Below are 23,073 nucleotides of genomic sequence, written 5' to 3'. Positions count from 1 at the left end.
TCAAGGCGATAAAGGCAGTCTCAGTGGGGGCTATAGCTACAGCAATAATGCTCAATCCATCAATATGAACGCCAGTGGTGGCGTATTGTTACATTCTGAAGGGCTAACCTTAAGCCGTTCGATGGGCGATTCCGTTGCCCTGATTAGTGCACCGGGCGCCGAGGGTGTCAGCGTCAATGGCGGTACTGCCGTGACCGATTGGCGAGGCTACGCCGTGGCGCCTTACCTCTCCGACTATAACAAAAACAGCATTGGTTTAGACCCCAGTACGCTGCCTGAAAATGTCGATTTGCCGCAATCCAATACCAACGTTTACCCAACCAAAGGTGCGGTGGTGAAAGCCAGTTTCCGTACCCGTATCGGCTACCAAGTGTTAATGACCTTAAAACAGGGTGCCAAGTCTGTGCCATTTGGGGCGATAGCCACCTTAATAACCGATAACAGTGCTGACAACATGAGCAGCATTGTGGGGGATGGAGGGCAAGTGTACCTCACAGGGTTACCTGAAACGGGGGAATTATTGGTGAAGTGGGGGGACGCGACCGCACAGCAATGTCAGGTGAATTTTGATTTACGCCATGTGGACGTCTCCGCCGATATGCCTATCCGCCAAGTGTCTTATCGCTGTGTCAGTGGGCAGCCGCAAGCTCAACCTGTGGCAACGACGACACCCGAAGCTGCTCAGCAGATGACCATGCCGATGGAAAATAGCGCACCATTCACTCAAACACCACCCAAAACGCGTTGGTTACAGTCACCAGCAGGAGAAAAATAATGCGATTAGATCATAAAAAATACTGGCTACAGACACCTGCAGGGATAGCTCGCTCACACATGAGAATGAATCAGATCTTCGTAATAGCACTTATTTAATATAGTTAAAATAAATCTTTGCTTAGTTATATTTCCAAGACCTGGAAGGTAAAAATAATGAAACTGAATAATAATTTCTTAACTGATTTTCAGCACGAAATTGATAATAAGTCAGCGATTTATCAGTCATATAAAGCTGACAAATCATATCCGTTACTATCGGGAAAGAGATTGATGTGGGCGGCGATGGTCATGAATATGGCAATATTACACTCAGCTCAGGCAACAGAACTGACGGTTTATATAGGGTCTGGCTCGACTTTCTGGTCAAATGCTTCCCGCTCAATTACTGGGAATCATATTGCCTCCACTGATAGTACGGGCCCTAATGGTTGGGCATTTCGCTGGAATTTAGTTCCTGATACTAACATAAGTAGTGGTTGTGGTAGTTCTAGTTATGGCTTTGTTGATATCACTAGCCTTGGAATACCTCCGAAGGTTGGTATGAAAATTGCGGATGGTATAATTTTGTATTTTACTCAAGGTAATCTCAAAAGTTCATTAACTGTAACGGTACCACAACGACCAGAAGCGACCGCAAGCCTAAGTGCTGACGGCACAATGTCAAATTTAACAAACAGCAGCGCTGGCTACAATCAGAGATTATGCGCAAGCCTGCCTAGCAATACTGCAGTAAGGGATAATGCTACTGTTAATACGTCCCTGACTAACGGAAAATTAGCGGTCTATGTGGATAAATCTGCGAAATCAGGCATATACAATATCCCTGCTATATATCTTGTTTCTGACACTAAGTATGCTTTGTCTGGTCTTGTTGCTGCGGGGGGAACACTGACTGTAAAATATCCTCCATTATCCTGCTCTGTTTCCGCGCCACCTAAGATTGATTTTGGAAAAGTGAATATTTGGGAGTGGGAGGGAAATACTTCCGGCACGCCAGGAGGGAACCGCAAAGATATTTTAGGGTCAGTTGATGGGAATTTTACAATCAACTGTACTGCTGACGGTGATTCATATGCCCCTGCCAAATTGACGCTTAAGGGGGATGTTCAAGAATATGCAAACGACTTAAAAATGACCATGGATGCTACCGGTGAACTCGCTCCTGCCACGGTGCGTGCCTCCATAAAATCAATTATTGCTCCCTGTGAGAGTGGCGGTACTAGTTTTGGTACCGGAGGTAAAACCCCACCTTCAAACGAAGTGAATTTGGGGGAGCTAACTGTCGGTCAAAATTTAATCCCTTACCGTTTTAGCCTCTGTGCACTTGGGCAGGGCTTTAAATCCGGCGCCGCCTCTGCTTCTGCGACCGTCACCATTGACTGGGAATAACCCACCTCACCGCTTAGTGGTTTTCATCACACACCACTAAGCCCATATACTTCAACGATAAGAATCTCATGATAGCAACTCACCGCCACCGCTTTCTAACGCTACTGCTTATCGGGCTTCCAATGCTGTTATGCCGCCCTGCACTGTCAGTAACACCCTCAACCTCCCTTGAGCAAATTCACGACCTCGGCGTGCAATCCATCAATGGCGATGGCGTCCCTGTTGATCTCGCAAAAGGGCGTTACTATATTCAGCAATCCGCTTTGCAGGGTTACCCTCTCGGTCAATATCATTTGGGGATTTTGTTTTTTACCGGAGAAGGGGGAGCTCAAAGCTCCGCCTGTGCAATATGGTGGCTGGAAAAAGCTATCAAAGCAAATAATGAAGTGCGAGCGATGGCGCAAGAAGCGTTAGATGACATTCAGGACGAAATGCGTGTCACAGCAGATGAGTTTAATGCACAACTTTGCCAACAGTATTCATACTCCTTAGTCCGTTCTCCGATGACGGAGCCCGTTCAACCTGAGTCACAAGCTGACACGATGGAATTATCTTCCAAGGAAAACCATGCATTGCTAGAGGCATCGCAAAACCATAAACCGCACCGAATTTACACCTCTATTCGGGCATTACAAAATGCGCTGACGACAATATGGCAACCTATTGCCCAGTATCGAGAACGTCTGATGCTCGCCGCGGCACATAACGCCCACCTCCAGCAACAATTACCTCCCGTGATAGACGAAACTGTGCCTGACGAACCCACGGAAGTGATCATTACCCTCGTGCTACCCCCGTCCGAACAAAAAAGTGAAACTGAACAGATAGAATCGATACCAATCGACATGCCTAGCAAGCCGATAGAAGTCACGATCCCCACGACAAAAAAAACCGCTGAGAGCACCAATTTAGGCGGCGATATTCGATCTGTATCCTCTCGCCATTACACGCTACAACTAGGGAGTGCTGCCAGCGCTGAAGGGCTTTATGAACAAGCTCGCCGACATAAATTGAGTAATTATTTGGTGTATGAAACCGTCAGAAATAACCGCCAATGGTATGTGCTCGTGTATGGTGAATACCCGTCAATCCGCTCGGCCAAACACGCCATACACAATTTACCTTCTGCGTTTCAACGGGATAAACCGTGGGTGCGCAGCATTCAACATGTTCAATCTGAACTGAATTAATATATCGATGTTTAGGTAAGTGAATCTTGCTTACCTAAACCCTTCCCCCTCACCCATCCGCCGTAAAAACTGTTGTTGATAACGCCACAGCGTTTTGGCGTCAACACAATGATAATCCAAACCAAATTGCAGCGCGGTTTGCTGAATAATCTTAGCAAGAGCGGGATAATGCCGATGGTGCCAATTGGGAAAAACATGGTGCGTTAGGTGTAAATTCAACCCACCGAGCCAATAAGTCAACCATGTCGGTGTAGTTTGCCAATCGTAGGTGGTTGAAAATGTATGAGTATAAAATCCTTGTGCCATTCGTCCCGATTCTGGCGGTGTATAAAAAGTGGCTTTCGCCCAGTGAGTTCCGAGGATCAGCACCACAAAAATCAGTGATGCCAGCATCTGGCTCAGTAAATAAACCCCGAGCAGTGTGCCAATGCCGATGCCATAAGGGGACAGCACCCAATACGGTAATAATAATGCCAATGCAAGATGCAGCATTTTACTTAGCAAAAATATACCAATACCTTTGGCGCCCTGGTGGCGCATTTTGGGTGCCACCCGCGTGAAATGAAAGCGATCAAACCAATCAAATCCCCAAATCAGAGCGGGGAACGTCATTGCTGCAATCAGCGGCCAATACAGATGTTGCCAACGCATAAACGGATACCAGCGTTGATAAGGGGTTTGGCGCAGTAAAAAATTTTCTTCAATGTCTAAATCATAATGACGGATATTCGTATGAGTATGATGAAAAAGAATATGACGAACTCGCCAACAATCAGGGTCTAATCCCAGCGGAATTGTCACCCAGAAATTCAACCATCGATTCGCCCATCCGCGTTGAAATACCGCATTATGAGAGGCATCATGCACCACATTGATCGCCAATAATAAGGCAAAGAAAATAAACAGTGGGTAACCAATAAAAAAAGCCACACTCCCTTGAGAACTCAGCATAACAAAATAAGTGCTAAAACAAGCAATAACCAATAACGCACTTTTCAGAAAGGCTTTTCCATCCGCAAAGCGGTGCTCCCCGCGTTTTTGCAAGTATCCGTTAGCGGCTCGCTGTAACTCACGATGGAAAGCAAGGTCATCTTTCTGACGAAACGCCAGCGGAGGTAATGGGCTAGGCTTGTACATCATCGCTATCCACAACAGTTGATCCAATGCCGATGAGCACACACACACTGTGTAGCCATAACAGTGTGCTCGCCACCAGCCAGAATGGCGTTATCCATCCTGCCATCATGATCAACAACACCATCATACTGGCAACCACAAACCAGCTCCATTTTCCCCAATTCTGACCGCTAGATAGCCCTGACAGCGCCACAGTCCCGCTCGCCAGAAGGAGGAATAACCCAACTTGCTCAAGGGTCGTTCCATTAAAACCGTACCCATAGCGATACACATAGCCAATCACCAACGTGAACAGCAGCAATGTCCCACCCACTAGCCTCATTTTTCCGGTGTGATACCGAGGAGAATGGATCGGTTTATTCACTTTTTTCACACCCAAGATACGCAAAAATGGGCGATTACTGTCAATCAGTGGGTTTTCGGTAGCAGCTTCACCGCCGATACCGTATTGATGCGGCGTTTCAGGGGATTCAGAAAACGTCCCAAATAGCTTGTCCCAAATAATGAAACTGCCGCCAAAGTTACGATTGGCGTACCCGCCCGTTTTAATATGGTGAACCCGATGATGATGCGGTGTCACCATCCACGCTTCCAACCATTTAAAACGGGGAATTAACCCACTGTGGTTAAAAAATTGAATGGTGTAATGAAGCACAGATACCGTCATAAAGACGGTGAGCGGCACGCCCATCAACGCCAATAACAGAAAGAACGGAATCGAAGTGAGTGAGGAATACCACGAATTACGTACCCCTAACGAGAGATTAAAATGCTCCCCTTGATGGTGCACCACATGCACGGCCCATAAAAGACGGTAACGATGGTGCAAACGATGCAGCCAATAAAAGCCTAAATCCCAAGCCACCAACGTGAACAACCAGACCAACCACGTCGGCCAGTTATCGACAACGCCAAAAGAAAAATGTGTCACCACAAATCCGTAGCAAAATAGCTCTAATCCACGGAACAGCCATAACATGATATGACCGGAATTTAAGTTAAACACCACATCTTGCCAGCTAAATGAAACCTGTTTTTGGCGGGCAATAATCAGTGCCTCCACCATCACGATCAACACCATAAAAATAATGGGAAAGGTAAGTTCATTCATTGCATTCTCCGTGACGGATTGTCTGACAGTATGTGAACAACGGTTATCGCTATCCATGCACACATCATGCCGGCGACCACATCAATAAACAGATGCCGCTTCAACATTAAAACTGAAAAAATAATCACTAACGCCCAACACACCCACAGTAGATTTAGCGCCAATTTTCCTTGTCGCCATAACGCTACTAACGAAATGAGCGTCAAAGAGACATGTAAAGATGGCAGCATATTTTGTGAGGTATCTACCTGTAATAACCCAGCCAATGCCTGCTGAGTCAGCCCACTCCCTATATTTTGAGGAAATTCTGCTGTAGTTGGATAAATCAGGTATACCGTACCTGATAGCACCGCACAGAGGATCATCTGCCACATTAACGGCTTTACTTTATCGGCATTACTCAGCAGATAACCACAAGGAATAAAAAGGAAAAAAGAGAGATAGAGCCATACTGAGTTTGGCAAATAACCGATGGCATCATCAATCACGGTGGGGGAAATAATATGTGCGGAAGAATAAATATGCCCCGTCAAGGAGTAGACAAACCCAACGCATCCCCAACCTAATAACAAATGCCCCACTCGCTGCCATACTGACATCGACGTTATCATGGCGCCTCCCGCGTGATCCGCCGACGCTTGATTGCCATTATGGTCACGGGCAAGGTCGTGTTGAGTTGCCATTGAAGATGCTCAGTCACTGCACCTTGCAGTTCAAAGTAGTCAGTTAGTGCTTGCTTACACGCCAAGAGCGCCGCTTCCTCACAGTCCGCGGATAAGGTGAATAACTTCCCCTGTTGATGAAGTCGGTAATCTGTTTCAGCCGGTAGAGTATTGCATATCACTCGGTTACAGGCGTCCGCAAACAGGGTTATTGGCTCACCTTGTTGGTTGGTTAAGACCAATTGATCATCGCTACGCCCTTCAATACGTTCAATAGCCAGTTGTGCATCACCGCAGGGGCATGGGGTTTCTCTAGCAACCAAGATATCATCGAGTTGATAACGCACAATGGGCTGAGTTTGTCGCGTAAAATCCGTGATAATCGGTGAAAATCGACGTTCATCAATCCATCGCTTTTCGATATATAAAAAAGCCTCATTAAGATGCAACGTTCCATGGGCACAGGTGCACCCCAGAAAGCCCTCGGTGGCTTGATACACTTCACCGACATCAAGAAACACTGATTGGAGCAATGCCTTATCATCCGCTGCCAATACTTCTGCCACTGAAATCACTTTTTTCGGAGTTAGCGAGCACTCACCTCGTAGCTGACGCTTTGTAATTTCCACTAGCACCTGTGCAGGAGCAACAATAATAGTAGGCTGCCATTCATTAAGCGCAGCGAGATGCTCATCAAAATCCCCGAGCAGATCGTAAAACTGAAAAGAGAGCCAACGATTATTCACACTCTCATATAAGTTATTGTTTGCACGTAGAAATAATGCAATACGTTCACCCGCAAATAGCCCATCGGGTAACATTTTGGCTAACATGGTTCCCGACCAGCGAGCTTGTTCGTCAGGGCTGACCACAAAAATACCGCGCTTACCTGAAGTACCGGATGATAACCCCACACTGAATTGCCCAACTGTTGGCGAGAAATCCCGAGAAAACTCACTCTGTTTTGCGCAAGCGAATAACTCATCAACCTTCAGATTTTGAGTGTTCATGCTATCAAAATGCCGCATCATCAAGGCTTTATCCATCACGGGCCATTGAGTGAGTGCTTGCTCACAATACGCCGAAAAATAGGGACTGCGACGTAAAAAACGCTGAGTAAATCGCGATAATCGTCTCTGTTGATATCGTTCTAGCACCCCACGATCGGTAAAACGTAGTCGGCGAGCTTGCCAGTAATACCACAGAATTTTTAGCAGCCTCACAAATCACCTTCATGGCACAGTTGAATCGGTATGTGACGCTTATCAATGTGGTGTAATTTATTCAGCGTCTCGTAATACGCACGTTTATCATCCATGATCAGATTGGCAACCGCCATCGGACCGCGTAACTCTCGATAATTCGTCGGCGACCAAGCCGCATCTCCTGCAAGCAAAACCCAACCGTCATCCGTTGCCACGCACAATCCCGTATGCCCTGCGGCATGTCCCGGTAATGGCACCGCTATTACGGTTTTCTCCGTATTAAGGGCATACCCATCCCCCAATTCAGCTAACGCTTCAGGCAGTGCGGTACGTTCAAAACCTTCATAAAATTGCGCCCGACCTTCGAAATCTTCAGGGATCAGCCCCCGAACGAAGGCTTTACGTAATGCCGAAAAACCCGTTAATCCTCGGGTTTTCTCCCAGCCATCGCCAGAACAAATAAAAGGGACATTGGGAAAATCTCGCAATCCCGCAATATGGTCACCATGGAAATGAGAAATAATCACCCCAGTGATGTCGGCAGGCTCGATACCATCTGCCTTAAGTTGGGACACTAACGCATCCTGAGTATCAAAATAAACTGGCGTGACTGCACGGTACAACCGCATAATCCCCTCGCGGGTATGGTCATAGAAATGGTCAGCATACCCCGTATCGAACAGCCAACGTTGGTCGTGACCTTCAATCAACCATGCACGTGCAGGGAATTTGCACGCTTTCATACTGGCACCTTTGAGTGCAACACAGCCGGGATGGGTACAGTAACCAACTTCAAATACCCGAATATTCATCATTGAACGCCCTCTTGATTTTCTTGCAACCATTGTGCTGTACGTGCAATGCCTTCCGCCATCGAGTAACGCGGAGTATAACCGAGCTCATTTTGAGCACGTTCGTTATTCAAAATCATCGTGAAATAGGCAGCGCCAAGGCTATAACGGGTTAATAGCGGCTCTTTTTTCTGTATCATCGCCCATTTTTCTAAACCCAATGCCACCGCATATAACAACGGATAAGGCGCAGATTTAATCTGGCAGGATGTACCAGTTTGTGTAAAAAGTGCCTGTAATGTTGTGGCTAATGGCAGAGGTTCATGGTTCGTAATATTAAATATCGAGCCACTTTTTAGCGGTTTTTCTGTTGCTAATAACATGGCATGCACAACATTATCGACATAGGTGAGGTCAAAAGCATTTTTACCTCCCGCCGGTAAGACAAGTTTGCCGTGACGAGCGCGAATTTGAGCCATCAAACGTGGCAGTAAAACACGATCGTAAGCACCAAACAGTCCACGAGGTCGTAAGATCACAAAAGTGGTCAAGGGAGAATCGGGAACTAGCTTGGCAATCTCTTGCTCCGCAAGGAATTTAGTTCGAGCGTAATCGTTCGCAAATTGCGTGTTAGTCGTTGATTCACGAATATTATTTTGGTGCGTAAAATTAAAATAAATCGCGGGCGTAGAAATATGCACAAACCGCTCAATTCCTTCTTTTGCCGCTGTCTGTGCCAATGTTTTGGTTGCCAACCAATTAATTGCTTCGAAGGCTTTTTTCTCCCCCCAAGGAGCCGATAGCGCGGCACAATGCCAAACCCCCTGACATCCCGCCATTAATTCGCGAGCAGCTTCACAAGTAAGCTGTGCCAACTCTACGGGAATAAATGTCGCTCCCGCATCCATCAATGTCTGCCCGACAGCCAAATCACGCCCACAAGCCACCACGTCGTGCCCTTCCCGTAACAACGTTTCAGCGGCATTCCGTCCAAGCCCACTGGTTGCGCCGGTGACTAAAATTTTCATGGCACAAGTACCATCGCCGATAAAGCCAGCCCTGCTGCCGTTCCTACCAACATCACGTGTGATTTTCCATAAAAACGATCGGTCATAATCGCGTCATGTAACGCTGAAGGAATCGAGGCGGCCACTTGATTACCACGCGTTGCATAGATATCCACTAACTGCTCCGCCGTCACGCCAAGACGCTTGCGCATATGCTCCAAGGAAAGATGGCTGGCTTGATGGGGCACCACTGTATCAATTTGCGTTAAACTCACTCCCGCTTGAGAGAGTATTTTATGCATGAAATCCTCAACCATGGCGGATGCCATCTTAAATAATGGTTTGCCTTTCATGTGAAATAAAAAGTCACTGGGCTCCATACCTGAGCGCGGATTACAGCGTGTCCCCCCTGCACGGATCTCGCAGAGATCTAATCCTTCAGGATAGGTTTCCAAACGGAATGCTAAAATACCGCTCTTCCCATCGCCACGTTCGACGAGGGTACAGGCTGCGCCATCACCAAAAATTAAGGAAGATTCTTCATGATCCCAATCGATCCCCCGAGAAGCGATATCCGCAGAGACAATCGCAATTCGCTGATATTGGTGAGTCGCAAGCAATCCGCCAGCAACTTGCAACGCGGATAAGTAACTCACACAGCTGGCATTAATATCAAAGCAAGCAATACCGGAAGAGAGTTTACTATGAGCCAAAATATGTGCGGCACTACAAGGCAGTGCTTGCACAGGAATGGCTGATGCACAAATTAAAGCGTCAACAGTGGACGGGTCAATATGGTGGCGAATTAATGCATCATGAATGGCTTCGGCGGCGAGCTCCGCTTGGCTATCACTATTCGATGCATGATAGCGCCAGCGGATCCCTGAGCGTTTTTCAACATAACCGCTAGGCTTATTCAGCTGCTTATCCAAATCCACTGATAAAACTTTATGGGCTGGCAATGCAATGCCAGAAGCGATGATTTTCAGTGGGACAAATGTAGTCGGGTTAAGCATCGTTTACCTATTCTTTTTTGTTTATTGCTTTATTAACCCATCATTTACCAAATTACATCGCTACATGGTATCGGAAAAAGTGCATATAAAATAAATATCGGAAAAAACGCCATATTTTCCATCAGTAAATTTTTTAATTTTTATTCTTCAAATGACGACCAATATTCAAAACATTAGCCACATTAAAAGCAGCGTTCTCTAAATTCTCTGCACCCTGTTTGAGAACCTCATTGAGTGGGGCTAAGCGCGGTAAAATACTGAATACTCCCGTCACACCTTCTTGATACAACGCCTCAATGCCCTCGCCTAATACTCCGCTCAGTGCAATGACTGGAATTTGGTGTTTTGCTGCCAGTCTCGCAATACCTATTGGCGCTTTTCCTCCTGCGGTTTGCCCATCCATACTGCCTTCACCAATAATCACCAAATCCGTATTCTGCAAATGTTGCTCAAACTGCAAAGCCGCCATCACAATCTCAATACCTGATTTAAGCTCACCACCGAGTAATGCAGCAATAGCAACAGCTATCCCACCTGCGGCACCACCGCCCTCAAGGTAACGATAATCCGTTCCTGTTAAATTCTGAAGATGACCCGCAAACTGATCCAGAGCCTTGTCTAATTCCACAATCATTTCTGAAGTCGCCCCTTTCTGCGGACCAAAAACTGCCGCGGAGCCTTGCTTGCCAACTAAAGGGTTACTGACATCACAAGCCACGTCAATTTTGCAATGGGACAAGCGTGGATCAATATGCTGAATATCAATATAAGCAATCTGCGGGAGAATGTTACCGGAAGTCCCAAGCAGCTGCCGATTTTCATCATAAAATTTGACGCCGAGAGCCTGCAACATTCCCACGCCACCATCCACAGTCGCACTACCACCAATGCCTAAAATGATTTGCTTAACACCTTGGGAAAGCGCATGCGCAATCAGCTGTCCCGTTCCATAGCTGTTTGTCAGCATCGGGTTGCGCTGCTCAATAGGCACTAACATCAAGCCACTGGCTTGCGCCATTTCAATGACCGCAGTTTGACTTTCGGCTAATAATCCATAGTGCGCCGTCACCGGCATACCGAGAGGATTAGCGACTCTCACCGACACTTTTTTGCCATGCCGCGCAGCGACTAATGCATCAACCGTTCCTTCGCCACCATCAGCAACAGGTAACAACACATATTCCGCTTCAGGAAACACCCGTTGAAAACCATGAATGATTGACTGAGCTGCAATGTCCGCACTCATACTTTCTTTGAAAGAATCAGGTGCAATGATAATTTTCATTAATCTGTATTCCTTATTTACAATCTCTAATATTTATTATTATTCTTGATAAACTATTTAAAATAACATCGATAATCAATAAACAAATCTATATATTTATGACGAAGTAAATATAAATCTTTCTCTCGAAACATATTTATGAATAACATATATATAAATGTAACAGCACATGTCTTAATTAATATTTCATTATTATTTTCCTCGTTATTCCCATGAAAAACAAGCCAGTGTTTATCACAATAAAAACCCACCCAAAAACCAACAATCCAGTTTAATAAACTGAATAACTAAAGATGATTAAAATAAAAATCCACACAACTTTAATTTTGCACTCTTGATTTGCGTACTTAAAATAGCTATTAACTATCGAAAATAGCCTATCAATCCGTCATAAATATTGGTAATTAATTTAACTTAGCGGTTAAATATCCCCAAATTGATCTAGTCAATTTTCGATTACTCTCGCCCATTAAAGATAATAATATTTAATTATCTTTGAATAATATTGTCTTAATCATTCTCGCATGGAGGGATCATGATAACTAACCAACGATTCGATAATCATGAAGTGTCTACCTATATTGGTTCATTTCTCAAACGCCGCCGTAAAGTTGTTGGACTCACGGGTGCTGAATTAGCTTCTCGTTTAAGCATCAGCCAGCAACAAATTTCTCGCTATGAGCGAGGTGTCAATGCGATTACTATTCAAAATCTTTTGGGAATTTTGCATGCTTTAGAGTTAAAAAAGCACGATATTGATGAGTTCTTACAAAATATTTTCGATTTTTATCATATCGATATTGATATAGAGAGAAAATTGCTTAACTAGAAATAACTTTCTACTAAACAATTTGTTAGGTATAGAGAGGAGCCATCCTCTCTACCTCTTTTCAGTCCTTTTCTCCCTCAATTCCCCTCAATGACCGTCATACCTGTGACAAAATCAACGCCTATAAATCAACTTTGAACATTGCTATGATGGCAAAATCAGCAAATCTTGTGATGGAGATAACAATGAGTATCCAGCGCGACACTATTTTAAGCCATGCGTTAAACCAGTTAGAAAAACAAGGGTTATCCGCATCGACAGAGAGTTTATTGACTGAAGTTGAATCTGATTTTACGACCCTTCGCCAATTTTGGCCTGATGATGAGGCGCTCGTTTATGACGCTCTACGCTATCATGGACAACAAATTGAAGTATGGCAGCGTCAGACGTTATTAGATGAGCGACTAAGCCCACAATTAAAGCTTATGGCACGCTATCAACAGCTCACAGAGAAAGTCCGTGAAGGACGCTTTCCAGGCTGCTTATTTATCTCTGCCTGTAACTACTACCCTGACCCAGAACATCCTATTCACCAATTAAGCCGCCTACAAAAAGCCAATTCATTCAACTTTACTAAGCAACTCTTGGATGAATTAGATATTGAAGATGCCGAGTTAGTCGCCAATCAAATGGAGCTGGTCTTAGAAGGTTGTTTGAATCGCTTGTTGATTAATCGCGATGTCAATGATGTTGAAATTGCCCAACAGCTTTCAGAAGATATTTTAACTATCGCGTTATGCCGTAAAAAAGGCGCATTAAGTTAAATTTAACTCACTCGCGCGTTAAACAGACGTTTTTTGTCGAAAAAGAAAACACTCAGTACGAAAATGGTTTTTTTATTAAAAATGCATTGACGAGAACAGCCTAATACGGTTTAATGCGCCCCGTTGCCCGGATAGCTCAGTCGGTAGAGCAGGGGATTGAAAATCCCCGTGTCCTTGGTTCGATTCCGAGTCCGGGCACCACTATTTAAAAAACCCGCCCTAGTGGCGGGTTTTTGCTTTTCTGGCAAATCACGTTGATAAATCGTTCCGTCCTTGCTGCATTTTCACAATATCCATAAAAATAAAATCATACTAAAGGCTCTTTTGTAGCGCTTGACGGTAAGGTAATGCCGTCATTGCCCCTTTCGCAGTCGTGGCTAATGCACCACAAATTTGTGCTTGCCCTATAATGATACCAAGAGTGTTTTCATCATGGGGTAAACCATAGACAGCCAATCCAGCTAATAAACCAGCGACAAAAGCATCTCCCGCACCAGTAGTATCAACGACCACGACTGACCTAGCCGAATAATGCAGTATATTGCCCTGCCAACACGCCATCACGCCGTTTTTACCTAAAGTGACCAACAGTAAATCAAAAGAGTATTGCGCTGAAAGATGTGTAATACCTTGCTGAATATCGGTTTTACCACTTAGAAAAAACAGTTCCTCTTCGGATAACTTCACCACAGATGCACATGTCAGCGCTTTATCTAAGCACTCACGTAACAGGGTTTCATCCTGCCATAGGTCAGTTCGAATATTCGGATCAAAACTCACTCGGCCCCCTACACGGCGAATCATTTCCATGGCATGAAATGTTGTGCTACGACTCGGCTCAGCACTAAGAGCAATAGAGCAAGCATGTAACCACTCATTTTTCTGGAATACGGGTAAATCTTCAATTTCTAAGAAAAGATCTGCCGCAGGACGTACCATAAACGTAAAAGTCCGCTCCCCCTCGTCATCAAGTTCAACTACCACGGTCGATGTGCGATGTTGTGGATCTAACTTCATATAAGCGATATCCACATTCTCTTGTGCGAGTGTACGGCGCATAAAGCGACCGAATGGATCGTTCCCCACTCGACCAATAAACCCACTTTGACCATCAAGGCGAGCGATACCAACAGCGACATTGGCAGGCGCTCCCCCCGGAAGCTGTAATAAGCAACCATCTCTTTCAGGGATCAGATCAATGACAGCATCACCAAGGACCCACACTTTATCGGTCATAAATTACTCCACAGATAATAGTTAAAAATTAAATTGAATCCCTTGGTAGCCAAGGCGATGAAATATAAACGGTATCTCGGTGTGTCTCCCCATTAATGATATGCAACGCACTGCGCTTGCCTATCTCATAATGGGGAAGCTGTACCGTTGAAAGCGGAGGGATAAATAATTCACCGATCCCAACCATGTTGTCATAGCCAACCACCGCCACGTCTTTTGGGATCTTTAATCCACTTTCTAGCAAGATCTGATAAACAATAAAGGCGATCCGATCGTTTCCACAGATGACTGAATCAAAGTTCGCTTTACCATGGTGGATCTGCTGACGCACGATTTCAGGAATATCCGAATAATTGTCCATCATCAAAAAATGATGGATGAGCGTGTCGGCATGAATACCATGCTCCTCACAAGCACGTTTGACCCCAAGAGATCGACGGATAGTCGCTGGATGATTGGCAGGTAAATATAGACACAATGGTCGACGATAACCTGCATTTAATAGTGCATTAACCGCGTTATATTGCCCATCTTCATCATCCGGCACATAGCTAGCAGTCTGTACATTCAAACTTTCACAATTGGCGAGTACCAGTGGAACTTTCATCATGTGCTTGGTTATTTCAACCTGCCGTAGCCCCATTGTCGTATAAATAATGCCATCAGGGCGATGCGAAAAAAGCAGACTCGCGATGGCTTCAGGATCATCACCTTCTAGCATATTCACAACATAACTATTCCAACCATGTGAACGCGCCGTTTCTTCAATAGAGAGCGTAATATCGACAGAAAATGGCGAGGTCGCCGTATCAAGTGCTAACACGCCAATAGTTCGCGGTTTTTGTCCTGAACGCGTACCGCGTATCATGCGTGCAGAGAGGTCAGGGGTATAACCCGTTTCGCTAATTGCTTTTTGAATACGCGCCAGTGTCTCTTTTTTCAGTTTCTCAGGATTATTAATCGCTCTTGAAACCGTCATCATTGAAACACCAGCCAGCTTTGCGACATCTTTTAAGAGTACCATTTTGCCCTCTGCGCTCTAAATTCGACATGTGTCTTAAGCGATGAAATGACTTATCCAACGTCTTTTCATCGGAGTATATCAACCAAAAAATAGCCACATGATTGTGATAATAAAAAACCTGTGACACCCCTCACATACCACCAATGTTAATGTTAACATTGGTGATTAACATCATATTTATGCACAATGCCTTCTTTTCTAATGCTGATGTTAACATTAACAATATAGGTATTCTGACAGTAGGAGAATAGCTATGGGCAAAAAAACACGCGCTAACATACATGCCTATCTCACATTAAGCGGCTTATTATTTACATTCTTTTGGACATGGTCATCCGTGTTTTCCTTAGTCTCTCTGTGGCTCAGCCAAAAAATTGGCTTAAAGGGTACTGATACCGGCATTATTTTTTCAGTCATTAGTCTAACGGCTTTTTGTGCACAGCCTCTGTATGGATTTATTCAGGACAGACTCGGTTTACGCAAAAATTTATTATGGTTTCTGGGTGGGTTGTTATTAATCAGTGGACCTTGGTTTATTTTTGTCTGTACTCCGTTATTAAAATGGAACATTTTTGCGGGTGCCGCAGCGTTAGGGATTTATGTCGGAGCGACGTTCTTTGCTGGTATCGGTGCACTTGAATCCTACACTGAACGGGTTAGCCGCATCGCGAGCTTTGAATATGGGCGTGCCCGTATGTGGGGATCGCTGGGTTGGGCGGGCGCCACTTTCTTTGCTGGGCTGTTATTTAATATCGATCCCAACTTAAATTTCGCCATGGGGTCTGTCAGCGCACTGCTGTTTATCATTCTGTTATGGCGTTTACGTAACGTTCGTCCTCATACTATGAACGAACTTGAATTCGGTAAAACTCAATCGCTAACTGTCTCTGATGCGCTGGGACTTTTACGTATGCGCTCATTTTGGTCTTTAGTAATATTTGTCTGTGGTGTGAGTGTTTATAACGTCTACGACCAACAATTTCCAGTCTATTTTGCCTCCCTGTTTGCGAATCAAAATGAAGGCAATGAGATGTTCGGCTACTTAAATTCGCTTCAGGTCTTTTTAGAGGCAGGCGGGATGTTTTTAGCGCCTTTCCTTGTAAATCGTATCGGTGCTAAACGGGGTCTATTGTTAAGTGGTTTGATCATGGCGCTACGTATTTTGGGTTCAGGACTTGCCGATGACGCCATCACTATCTCATTCATGAAGCTACTGCATGCCGTTGAACTTCCTATTCTCTTAATTTCATTATTTAAATACATTACGTCTGTATTTGATAAACGCTTATCCGCAACCATCTATTTAGTCGGCTTCCAGTTTACGGCGTCACTGTGTGCTTCATTCTTATCCCCGTTAGCAGGGTACGGCTATGACACATTAGGCTTCGCCGATACTTATATGATCCTCGCCGCCATCGTCATTTCCATGACGATAATCTCTAGCGTACTTCTGCAATCAGAAAACACATCAACCGTCAGCAACCCCATGACAACGTCGAAAAAAACGGTGGAATTATGAAACAACAACTTCAGCAAGCACAGTTTGCTCTCGAGCAACTTAAAGCTCAGCGTGGCAATACTTATTACCCTGACTTCCATCTCGCCCCGCCTGCTGGCTGGATGAATGACCCAAATGGTTTAATCTATTTTGATGGCTTATATCATGCTTTTTATCAACATCATCCAATGAGTGCAGATTGGGGACCTATGCACTGGGGTCATGCAACAAGTCACGACATGATCCATTGGCAGCACCAACTTATCGCTTTAGCACCGGGTGATGACTATGATCGTGATGGGTGTTTTTCGGGCTGTGCCGTGAATGACAACGGAGTACTTTCGCTGATTTATACCGGACATGTATGGCTCAAAGAAGAAGGCGATGATAGCGCAATCCGCGAAGTTCAATGCTTGGCAACAAGCACTGATGGTATTCACTTTGAAAAACAGGGTGTTATTCTCACTCCCCCTGAAGGCATTATGCATTTTCGCGATCCAAAAATTTGGCAAGAAAATGGCACTTGGTGGATGGTGGTGGGGGCTCGAGATGCCGCTAATTGTGGACAAACGCTGCTATATAAAGGTCGTTCATTGCGAGAATGGCAGCTCGATAGGATCCTCGCACATGCGGATCTGGATGGCGGCTATATGTGGGAATGCCCAGACTTCTTCCCTTGTGGCAGCCACCACTATTTGATGTTTTCCCCACAAGGCATTCAACAAAGCAAAGGCTATCAATATCGTAACCGCTTCCAATCAGGAGTGATCCAAGGTCATTGGCAAGCAGGAAGTGCATTTATACAAAGCCAAAAATTGACTGAACTAGATAACGGGCACGATTTCTACGCTCCACAATCCTTCACTACAGCGGATGGTCGCCGTGTCATTATGGCTTGGATGGATATGTGGGAATCAGTGATGCCATCAAAACAAGAAGGCTGGGCGGGCTGCTTAACCTTACCACGCGAGTTATTTGAACGAGATGGGCATTTATGCCAACGCCCAGTGATTGAAGCCAACTCACTGCGCCAACAGAGCCAACCCATTAAGCCGCACTCGTTCAGTAAAACAGAAGTGTTACTCGACCATTCCAGCGCCATCGAGTTAGAACTCGTTTGGGATATACGCCAAAGCCATGCAGAACGATATGGCATAGCGCTAGGTAATAAAGTTGGCGATGGATTAGAGCTGTATATTGATAGCCAATCTCAACGCTTAGTGCTCTGGCGGCACTACCCAGAATATGAGTTGGACGGTTATCGCAGCATTCCATTACCTACGAGCGATAAACTTTCATTGCGTATTTTTATTGACCGCTCCTCCGTTGAAGTCTTTGTCAACGATGGTGACGCCACAATGTCTAGCCGTATATATCCCCAGCCTAATGCGCGCAAGCTAATGTTATTTGCTTCTCATGGCAGCGCGGTTATTTCTGAAGGAACGCTTTGGCAACTCAAATAATGATTGAGCAGGAATTAGGATAAACAAAAACGCCTCGTGATGTGCTTTATCACAAGGCGTTTTTAATCTTTTAGACTCTGGTTGAGGTCCGTCTCATTTTTATATTCTTAGCTTAAATAGATAAGTATTATTATCGACCTTATAAGTCATTCACATCAAAAAAAATCTCGGAAAACCTGCATAAAATACGGCTTTAACGTATAATCAACGCTGTTGAGCTTTTGCTCACTTCACACAGTGTCGATATCATCATAAATAACACGCGAACCCAGACTAAAATGGGCTTTTGATACTCTATTGATCAGGTGAGATATGCTGGATTTTCTAAAGAATTATGACAACTTAACCGTCAGTGAAAAAAAAGTATTAAAATATCTTACCGATAACATTGCCGATATTCCCTACTTAAATATTAATGAATTAGTTGCCAAAACATTTGTATCTAAAACAGTCATTATTAACTTATCCCAGAAATTAGGGTTTAGTGGGTTTAAAGAACTAAAATTCCAAATTAATAATCACATACTCTCACAGAATAAAGCTGAGAAAAAAAATCCAGCGTCATATAAAAAGCAGCTCGAAAATAATATTCATAAAACGTTCACGCTGATTAATGAAGACCAAATTCGGGACTGTGCGAAAATATTGCACGGTTCACGAAATATTTTCCTAGTAGCACGAGGAACCAGTAAAGCCGTCGGCTATTATCTCGAGCATTTACTCTTCTCCCTCGGATTACATTGCTTTTTTATCAATGATTACAACCTTTCTGACTCCTTTACTCGTCTGGTTAACCAAAATGATACTGTCATTTTTATTTCTCTTTCAGGCGGTACGAAAAAGATCATCGAAACCGCCAAAATCGTTCAACTGAAAGAAGCCAATATCATCAGTATGACCGCCTTTCATACCAATGAACTCACCGCATATGCGAATAACACGCTTTTCTGCTTTGCCGACAGTTATGACACCAAACGCGATGATTCAAAATCGAGAACCGGATTTTTTATTCTGGTAGATTTACTTATTAATGAATTAGAAAATCTACTGTAAATACGTTCCTCTATTCTCTTTTATTTAGCTTAAAGTTAGTTAATTACGCCTCACTCAATTATTTTTGATATTTTTAAAATAATTATTTATTTAAAAAATCCCTAATACATTGATAAGAAAATCATTATCAACATGATTTTTAAAGATTTACTTTATTTAAATGACCTAGGTCTTAAAGCATGACCTGAGATAATATTTAAAACCGTAACATCATTTCATTTAAAAAACCCAGTGCTAGTATTCCAGTTAATTTCAATAATTCTTCGTCATTAGGAAAAAATATGGCTAAAAGAAAGTTTGGTGAGTCAATCCAGCGCTTTGGTAGGACACTGCTCCTGCCAATCGGGGTTCTGGCTCCAATTGGTATGATACTGGGGATCAGTGGTGCATTAGTTCAAACCTACATGATTGCTCGATTCCCTTTCCTCGGCAATGAAACCGTTAACGCATTACTTGTCAGTATCCGTTCTATTGCGGGCGTTATCTTCGACAATATTCCATTACTGTTCGCCATGGGGGTCGCGTATGGAATGAGTCAGCGCGATAAAGGAATCGCCGTCTTCGCCTCCGTTGTGGGTTACCTTTCGTTGATCATCACCATGAATATTTGGTTGGTGCTCACCGGTAAACTGGCGGATCCGGCGATTATGGGTCAAGTAGGACAGATTAAGGTTTTAGGTATTCAAACCTTAAACATCAGTGCCGCTGGGGGGATTATTACAGGGTTAATTGGTGCATGGGCCACCGATAAATTCTATAACCTCGAGCTGCCAACCGCCTTCGCTTTCTTCTCAGGTAAAAAATCGGTTGCGATTATCATGGTCGGTTTAATGATCATGGTCGGAGGAACATTACCGTTTATCTGGGAAGTATTAGTTCAAGGCTTGATGAAGCTTTCTGCCGTTTTCCTAAGTCCTGTCGGTCCATTCTTTACCGCAGGGGGTGAACGCCTGTTTATTCCATTCGGGTTACACCACGTTTGGAACGTTCTGTTTAGATTTACCGAAGCTGGTGGTACCTATGTTATTGATGGACAGACCTTTGTCGGTGTCGTTCCAGCCTTAACAGAAGTGTTATTTAAGCAAGGTCCAAGTAGTGAATACTGGGCAATGATGCCAAGCCTGACGCGCTTTATGGCGCAGCAACAAATGCTGGTGACGCTGTTCCTGTTCCCTGCCATTGCATTAGCTATCTATAAAACATCGAAAAAAGAGAACCGCGCTGAAGTTAAATCAATGTTGGTGACCATGGTGCTCACCGCAATGCTCGGTAACGTTACCGAACCGCTCGAATTTACCTTCGTGTTTATCGCACCGCTGCTGTACTTAATCTATGCCATCATCGTCGGTATTGGTGCAGTGTTGTTGTCATTCGCTGGCGTTGCTATCGGGTATATCCGTGGAACCGTGTTTGACTTCACTATCTTCGGCCTGCTGTACGAACACACTAACTGGATATTCTTAGTGCTGATTGGTGGCGGTTTAGCGGTGGTGACTTACTTCATCTTCTACTGGGCGATTATCAAATTTGATATCAAAACTCCAGGTCGTGAAGAGTCTAGCAACCTGAAAAATACTTTAATTAAAGAAAAACGTTATGGCGAAATCGCCGAGATCCTTGTTGAAGCCTTAGGCGGTAAAGAGAACATTCGTAACGTAGATAACTGTATTACCCGTATGCGTATTGATGTCGCAGAAGTGAATAAAATTGATAAAGATTTAATGTTGGAATCAGGATGTACCGCATTCTTCTTTCCATCGGCAAACCACGTCCACGTAGTGTATGGACCGAAAGTTGAATTTGTTCGCAACGCTGTTGATGAGTTCATGAAGAAATAAAAGGATATATGATGAGAGCCTTATATGATTCTAAGAGTAAAACTATCGATGACCGTGGCATAAAAGCCCTGTTATCGGATGAAGCCAAATACAATACTTGGCTGATGTTTGAATCCATGTTAGCTCAAGCGCAAGCTGAAGCGGGGTTCATCCCCCAGTCAGCGGCCGATGAAATTAAAGAAAAAGCGGTTATTGAGAACATTGATTTTGTAGAGATGAGCCGCATTTACCAAAAAATTGGGCACGGCTTCGTTCCCTTCTTAAAAGTATTGGTGAATGCATGTTCTGAAGAGAGTGGTAAATACATCCATTACGGCATTACCACCCAAAATATTCAGCAAAGCTCGCAGCTGTACATGATGAAAACAGTCCATAATAAATTTATGCTGCTGTTAAGTGAGATCATCGAGAACTTATCAGGTCTTGCTGAAAAAACGAAACACATGGTGATGCCGGGTAGAACTCATGGGCGCCACGCTATCCCAATTACTTACGGGTACAAAGTGTCCGTGTGGATCAGCGATTTCATCGACTGCTACCAACGAATGAAAGAGTGTGAAAAGCGCGTATTTACCATCATGATGGGCGGTGCTGTAGGTGCATTTAACTCTATGCCGGGCATTGGTTTAGAAGTGCAAAAACGCGTTGCTGAACTGACCGGCATGCACGCAATGGAAGTACCATCGCGTAACCTAAGTACCCATAAACTCGAGTACATGGCAAACTTAGCGCTGATGGCGAATATCTGCCATAAAATCGGGGAAGAAGTTTACAGCACGACACTGGAAGAAATTGCGGAAGTGTCTGAAGGCTTCACCAAAGGTACCGTGGGCAGCAGCACCATGCCACACAAAATCAACCCGAAACTGGCGAAAGGGATTATTGCTAACTCCCAGAAATTGTATTCACTACCGAGTGTTGGAATGTACTCCGCAGTTAGACCGTATGAAGGTGATAGCAGTTCTTACATGCTATTTGATGGACTCATCGAAGAAGCACTTGAGCTCACGACGGAAATTCTGTTAAGAACTGAAGAGCTTTCTAGAACGATAGTGCCTCACGAAGAGAGAATGTTACACAACGTTCTTAGAAACAAAGGGTTAGATAATACTGAATACGTGATGATGAAAATGGCAGAGAAGCTGGGTAAAGATAAAGCGCACTCATTACTGTATGAAGAAGCCATCAAAACTGCGGCGGATGGTGAGGATTTTTATACTAACCTGACCAAAAACAAAACTATCACAGACGCTTTTAGCAATGATGAAATCAAAGCCATGCTAGACCCTCGTTCTTACATTGGTCTGTCCGTTGAAATTGCAGAAAAAGAAGCAAAACGTGGTTTTGCAGCCGCACAAGAAATTAAAAAGCTTTATAAGTAATTATTAGCTTCCTAATTTTATTTTAAAGATAGCCTTCATTTGAAAAAATGGGGGCTTTTTTTGGTTATAAAAATATGAATATTGCTAAATAATAGAAAATAATTAATTACCTTTAATTAAGTAGTCGTACTTAAATCCATTAATAAAAAACGCATGTTAATAAATAAAGCTAAATTGTTGCCACTCTTGATTTATTCTAAAAAAATATATTCAAATTTTAATTTCATGATGAAAAAGCAGAAGTTAGTTTAATTCCCCACATGAAATTGTCATTTTATTTGTTCTTTTTACGTGCCATTAATCTGGTTTTATTGTGATTAGCCAGTCAATAAATCTACTTTATGGATAAATGATAAAACTTTGCGATGACGCTCAAGTATTTATTTTTAGAAAAAATAGATTATCTCAGCGATTCT

General features: G+C 43.9%; 20 protein-coding genes and 1 tRNA gene. 11 read left to right on the top strand and 10 right to left on the bottom strand.

Annotated features, from left to right (window positions below; all coding sequences use genetic code 11):
* The 3 genes from PROVALCAL_RS07340 to PROVALCAL_RS07330 form a co-directional block, all read left to right on the top strand.
* A partial coding sequence (locus PROVALCAL_RS07340; protein ID WP_006658544.1) for a fimbria/pilus outer membrane usher protein occupies positions 1-775 on the top strand: 775 nt, incomplete at its 5' end.
* 155 nt (positions 776-930) lie between these two features.
* Complete coding sequence (locus PROVALCAL_RS19875) at positions 931-2,166, top strand: hypothetical protein (RefSeq protein WP_006658543.1); 1,236 nt, start codon at positions 931-933, stop codon at positions 2,164-2,166.
* 68 nt (positions 2,167-2,234) lie between these two features.
* Complete coding sequence (locus PROVALCAL_RS07330) at positions 2,235-3,356, top strand: SPOR domain-containing protein (protein ID WP_006658542.1); 1,122 nt, start codon at positions 2,235-2,237, stop codon at positions 3,354-3,356.
* 30 nt (positions 3,357-3,386) lie between these two features.
* On the opposite strand, the gene PROVALCAL_RS07325 is transcribed toward PROVALCAL_RS07330, so the two are convergent.
* The 8 genes from PROVALCAL_RS07325 to PROVALCAL_RS07290 form a co-directional block, all read right to left on the bottom strand.
* Complete coding sequence (locus PROVALCAL_RS07325; protein ID WP_039861736.1) at positions 3,387-4,493, bottom strand: fatty acid desaturase family protein; 1,107 nt, start codon at positions 4,491-4,493, stop codon at positions 3,387-3,389.
* Positions 4,480-5,604: a sterol desaturase family protein gene (locus PROVALCAL_RS07320; protein ID WP_006658540.1), complete on the bottom strand. Its 1,125-nt coding sequence runs from the start codon at positions 5,602-5,604 to the stop codon at positions 4,480-4,482. Before PROVALCAL_RS07320 ends, PROVALCAL_RS07325 begins: the two co-directional genes overlap by 14 nt.
* The gene (locus tag PROVALCAL_RS07315; protein WP_226890344.1) at positions 5,601-6,287 is read right to left on the bottom strand and encodes a phosphatase PAP2 family protein; all 687 of its coding nucleotides are present in this window, start codon (positions 6,285-6,287) and stop codon (positions 5,601-5,603) included. The genes PROVALCAL_RS07320 and PROVALCAL_RS07315 overlap by 4 nt, the downstream gene beginning before the upstream one ends.
* Entirely contained in the window at positions 6,212-7,489 is a 1,278-nt protein-coding gene (locus PROVALCAL_RS07310) for a F390 synthetase-related protein (RefSeq protein WP_039861735.1), read from the bottom strand. Before PROVALCAL_RS07310 ends, PROVALCAL_RS07315 begins: the two co-directional genes overlap by 76 nt.
* On the bottom strand, positions 7,486-8,286 hold the full coding sequence (locus PROVALCAL_RS07305) for an MBL fold metallo-hydrolase (protein ID WP_006658537.1): 801 nt from the start codon (positions 8,284-8,286) through the stop codon (positions 7,486-7,488). The genes PROVALCAL_RS07310 and PROVALCAL_RS07305 overlap by 4 nt, the downstream gene beginning before the upstream one ends.
* Positions 8,283-9,290: an NAD-dependent epimerase/dehydratase family protein gene (locus PROVALCAL_RS07300; protein WP_006658536.1), complete on the bottom strand. Its 1,008-nt coding sequence runs from the start codon at positions 9,288-9,290 to the stop codon at positions 8,283-8,285. The genes PROVALCAL_RS07305 and PROVALCAL_RS07300 overlap by 4 nt, the downstream gene beginning before the upstream one ends.
* Entirely contained in the window at positions 9,287-10,285 is a 999-nt protein-coding gene (locus PROVALCAL_RS07295) for a 3-oxoacyl-[acyl-carrier-protein] synthase III C-terminal domain-containing protein (protein WP_006658535.1), read from the bottom strand. The genes PROVALCAL_RS07300 and PROVALCAL_RS07295 overlap by 4 nt, the downstream gene beginning before the upstream one ends.
* Before the next feature lie 133 nt (positions 10,286-10,418).
* On the bottom strand, positions 10,419-11,570 hold the full coding sequence (locus tag PROVALCAL_RS07290; RefSeq protein WP_006658534.1) for a glycerate kinase: 1,152 nt from the start codon (positions 11,568-11,570) through the stop codon (positions 10,419-10,421).
* 535 nt (positions 11,571-12,105) lie between these two features.
* On the opposite strand from PROVALCAL_RS07290, the gene PROVALCAL_RS07285 reads away from it, so the two are divergent.
* From PROVALCAL_RS07285 to PROVALCAL_RS07275, 3 genes are all read left to right on the top strand, one after another.
* Positions 12,106-12,399, top strand: a complete 294-nt coding sequence (locus PROVALCAL_RS07285) for a helix-turn-helix domain-containing protein (protein WP_006658533.1) — start codon at positions 12,106-12,108, stop codon at positions 12,397-12,399.
* Between the two features lie 191 nt (positions 12,400-12,590).
* Entirely contained in the window at positions 12,591-13,163 is a 573-nt protein-coding gene (dicD, locus tag PROVALCAL_RS07280; protein WP_409371734.1) for a division control transcriptional repressor DicD, read from the top strand.
* A gap of 125 nt (positions 13,164-13,288) precedes the next feature.
* Positions 13,289-13,364 (top strand) — tRNA-Phe (locus PROVALCAL_RS07275).
* 111 nt (positions 13,365-13,475) lie between these two features.
* Here the strand turns inward: PROVALCAL_RS07275 and PROVALCAL_RS07270 are convergent.
* Positions 13,476-14,399, bottom strand: a complete 924-nt coding sequence (locus PROVALCAL_RS07270) for an aminoimidazole riboside kinase (protein ID WP_006658531.1) — start codon at positions 14,397-14,399, stop codon at positions 13,476-13,478.
* A gap of 28 nt (positions 14,400-14,427) precedes the next feature.
* Complete coding sequence (locus PROVALCAL_RS07265; RefSeq protein ID WP_006658530.1) at positions 14,428-15,423, bottom strand: LacI family DNA-binding transcriptional regulator; 996 nt, start codon at positions 15,421-15,423, stop codon at positions 14,428-14,430.
* 253 nt (positions 15,424-15,676) lie between these two features.
* On the opposite strand from PROVALCAL_RS07265, the gene PROVALCAL_RS07260 reads away from it, so the two are divergent.
* The 5 genes from PROVALCAL_RS07260 to PROVALCAL_RS07240 all read left to right on the top strand — a co-directional run bounded on the left by PROVALCAL_RS07260 (position 15,677) and on the right by PROVALCAL_RS07240 (position 22,657).
* Positions 15,677-16,942 carry an MFS transporter gene (locus PROVALCAL_RS07260; RefSeq protein WP_006658529.1) on the top strand — a complete coding sequence of 422 codons (1,266 nt, stop codon included), beginning with the start codon at positions 15,677-15,679 and terminating at the stop codon, positions 16,940-16,942.
* Entirely contained in the window at positions 16,939-18,384 is a 1,446-nt protein-coding gene (locus tag PROVALCAL_RS07255; protein WP_006658527.1) for a glycoside hydrolase family 32 protein, read from the top strand. Before PROVALCAL_RS07260 ends, PROVALCAL_RS07255 begins: the two co-directional genes overlap by 4 nt.
* A gap of 312 nt (positions 18,385-18,696) precedes the next feature.
* A complete protein-coding gene (locus PROVALCAL_RS07250) occupies positions 18,697-19,437 on the top strand; it encodes a MurR/RpiR family transcriptional regulator (RefSeq protein WP_006658526.1) in 741 nt (246 codons plus the stop codon).
* A 281-nt stretch (positions 19,438-19,718) separates the two neighbouring features.
* Complete coding sequence (locus PROVALCAL_RS07245; protein ID WP_006658525.1) at positions 19,719-21,275, top strand: PTS transporter subunit EIIC; 1,557 nt, start codon at positions 19,719-19,721, stop codon at positions 21,273-21,275.
* 11 nt (positions 21,276-21,286) lie between these two features.
* Positions 21,287-22,657 carry a class-II fumarase/aspartase family protein gene (locus PROVALCAL_RS07240; RefSeq protein ID WP_039861734.1) on the top strand — a complete coding sequence of 457 codons (1,371 nt, stop codon included), beginning with the start codon at positions 21,287-21,289 and terminating at the stop codon, positions 22,655-22,657.
* Positions 22,658-23,073 lie beyond the last annotated feature (416 nt).

Source organism: Providencia alcalifaciens DSM 30120 (assembly GCF_000173415.1).
Lineage (GTDB): Bacteria > Pseudomonadota > Gammaproteobacteria > Enterobacterales > Enterobacteriaceae > Providencia > Providencia alcalifaciens.
This window is presented reverse-complemented; position numbering and strand designations above follow the sequence as displayed.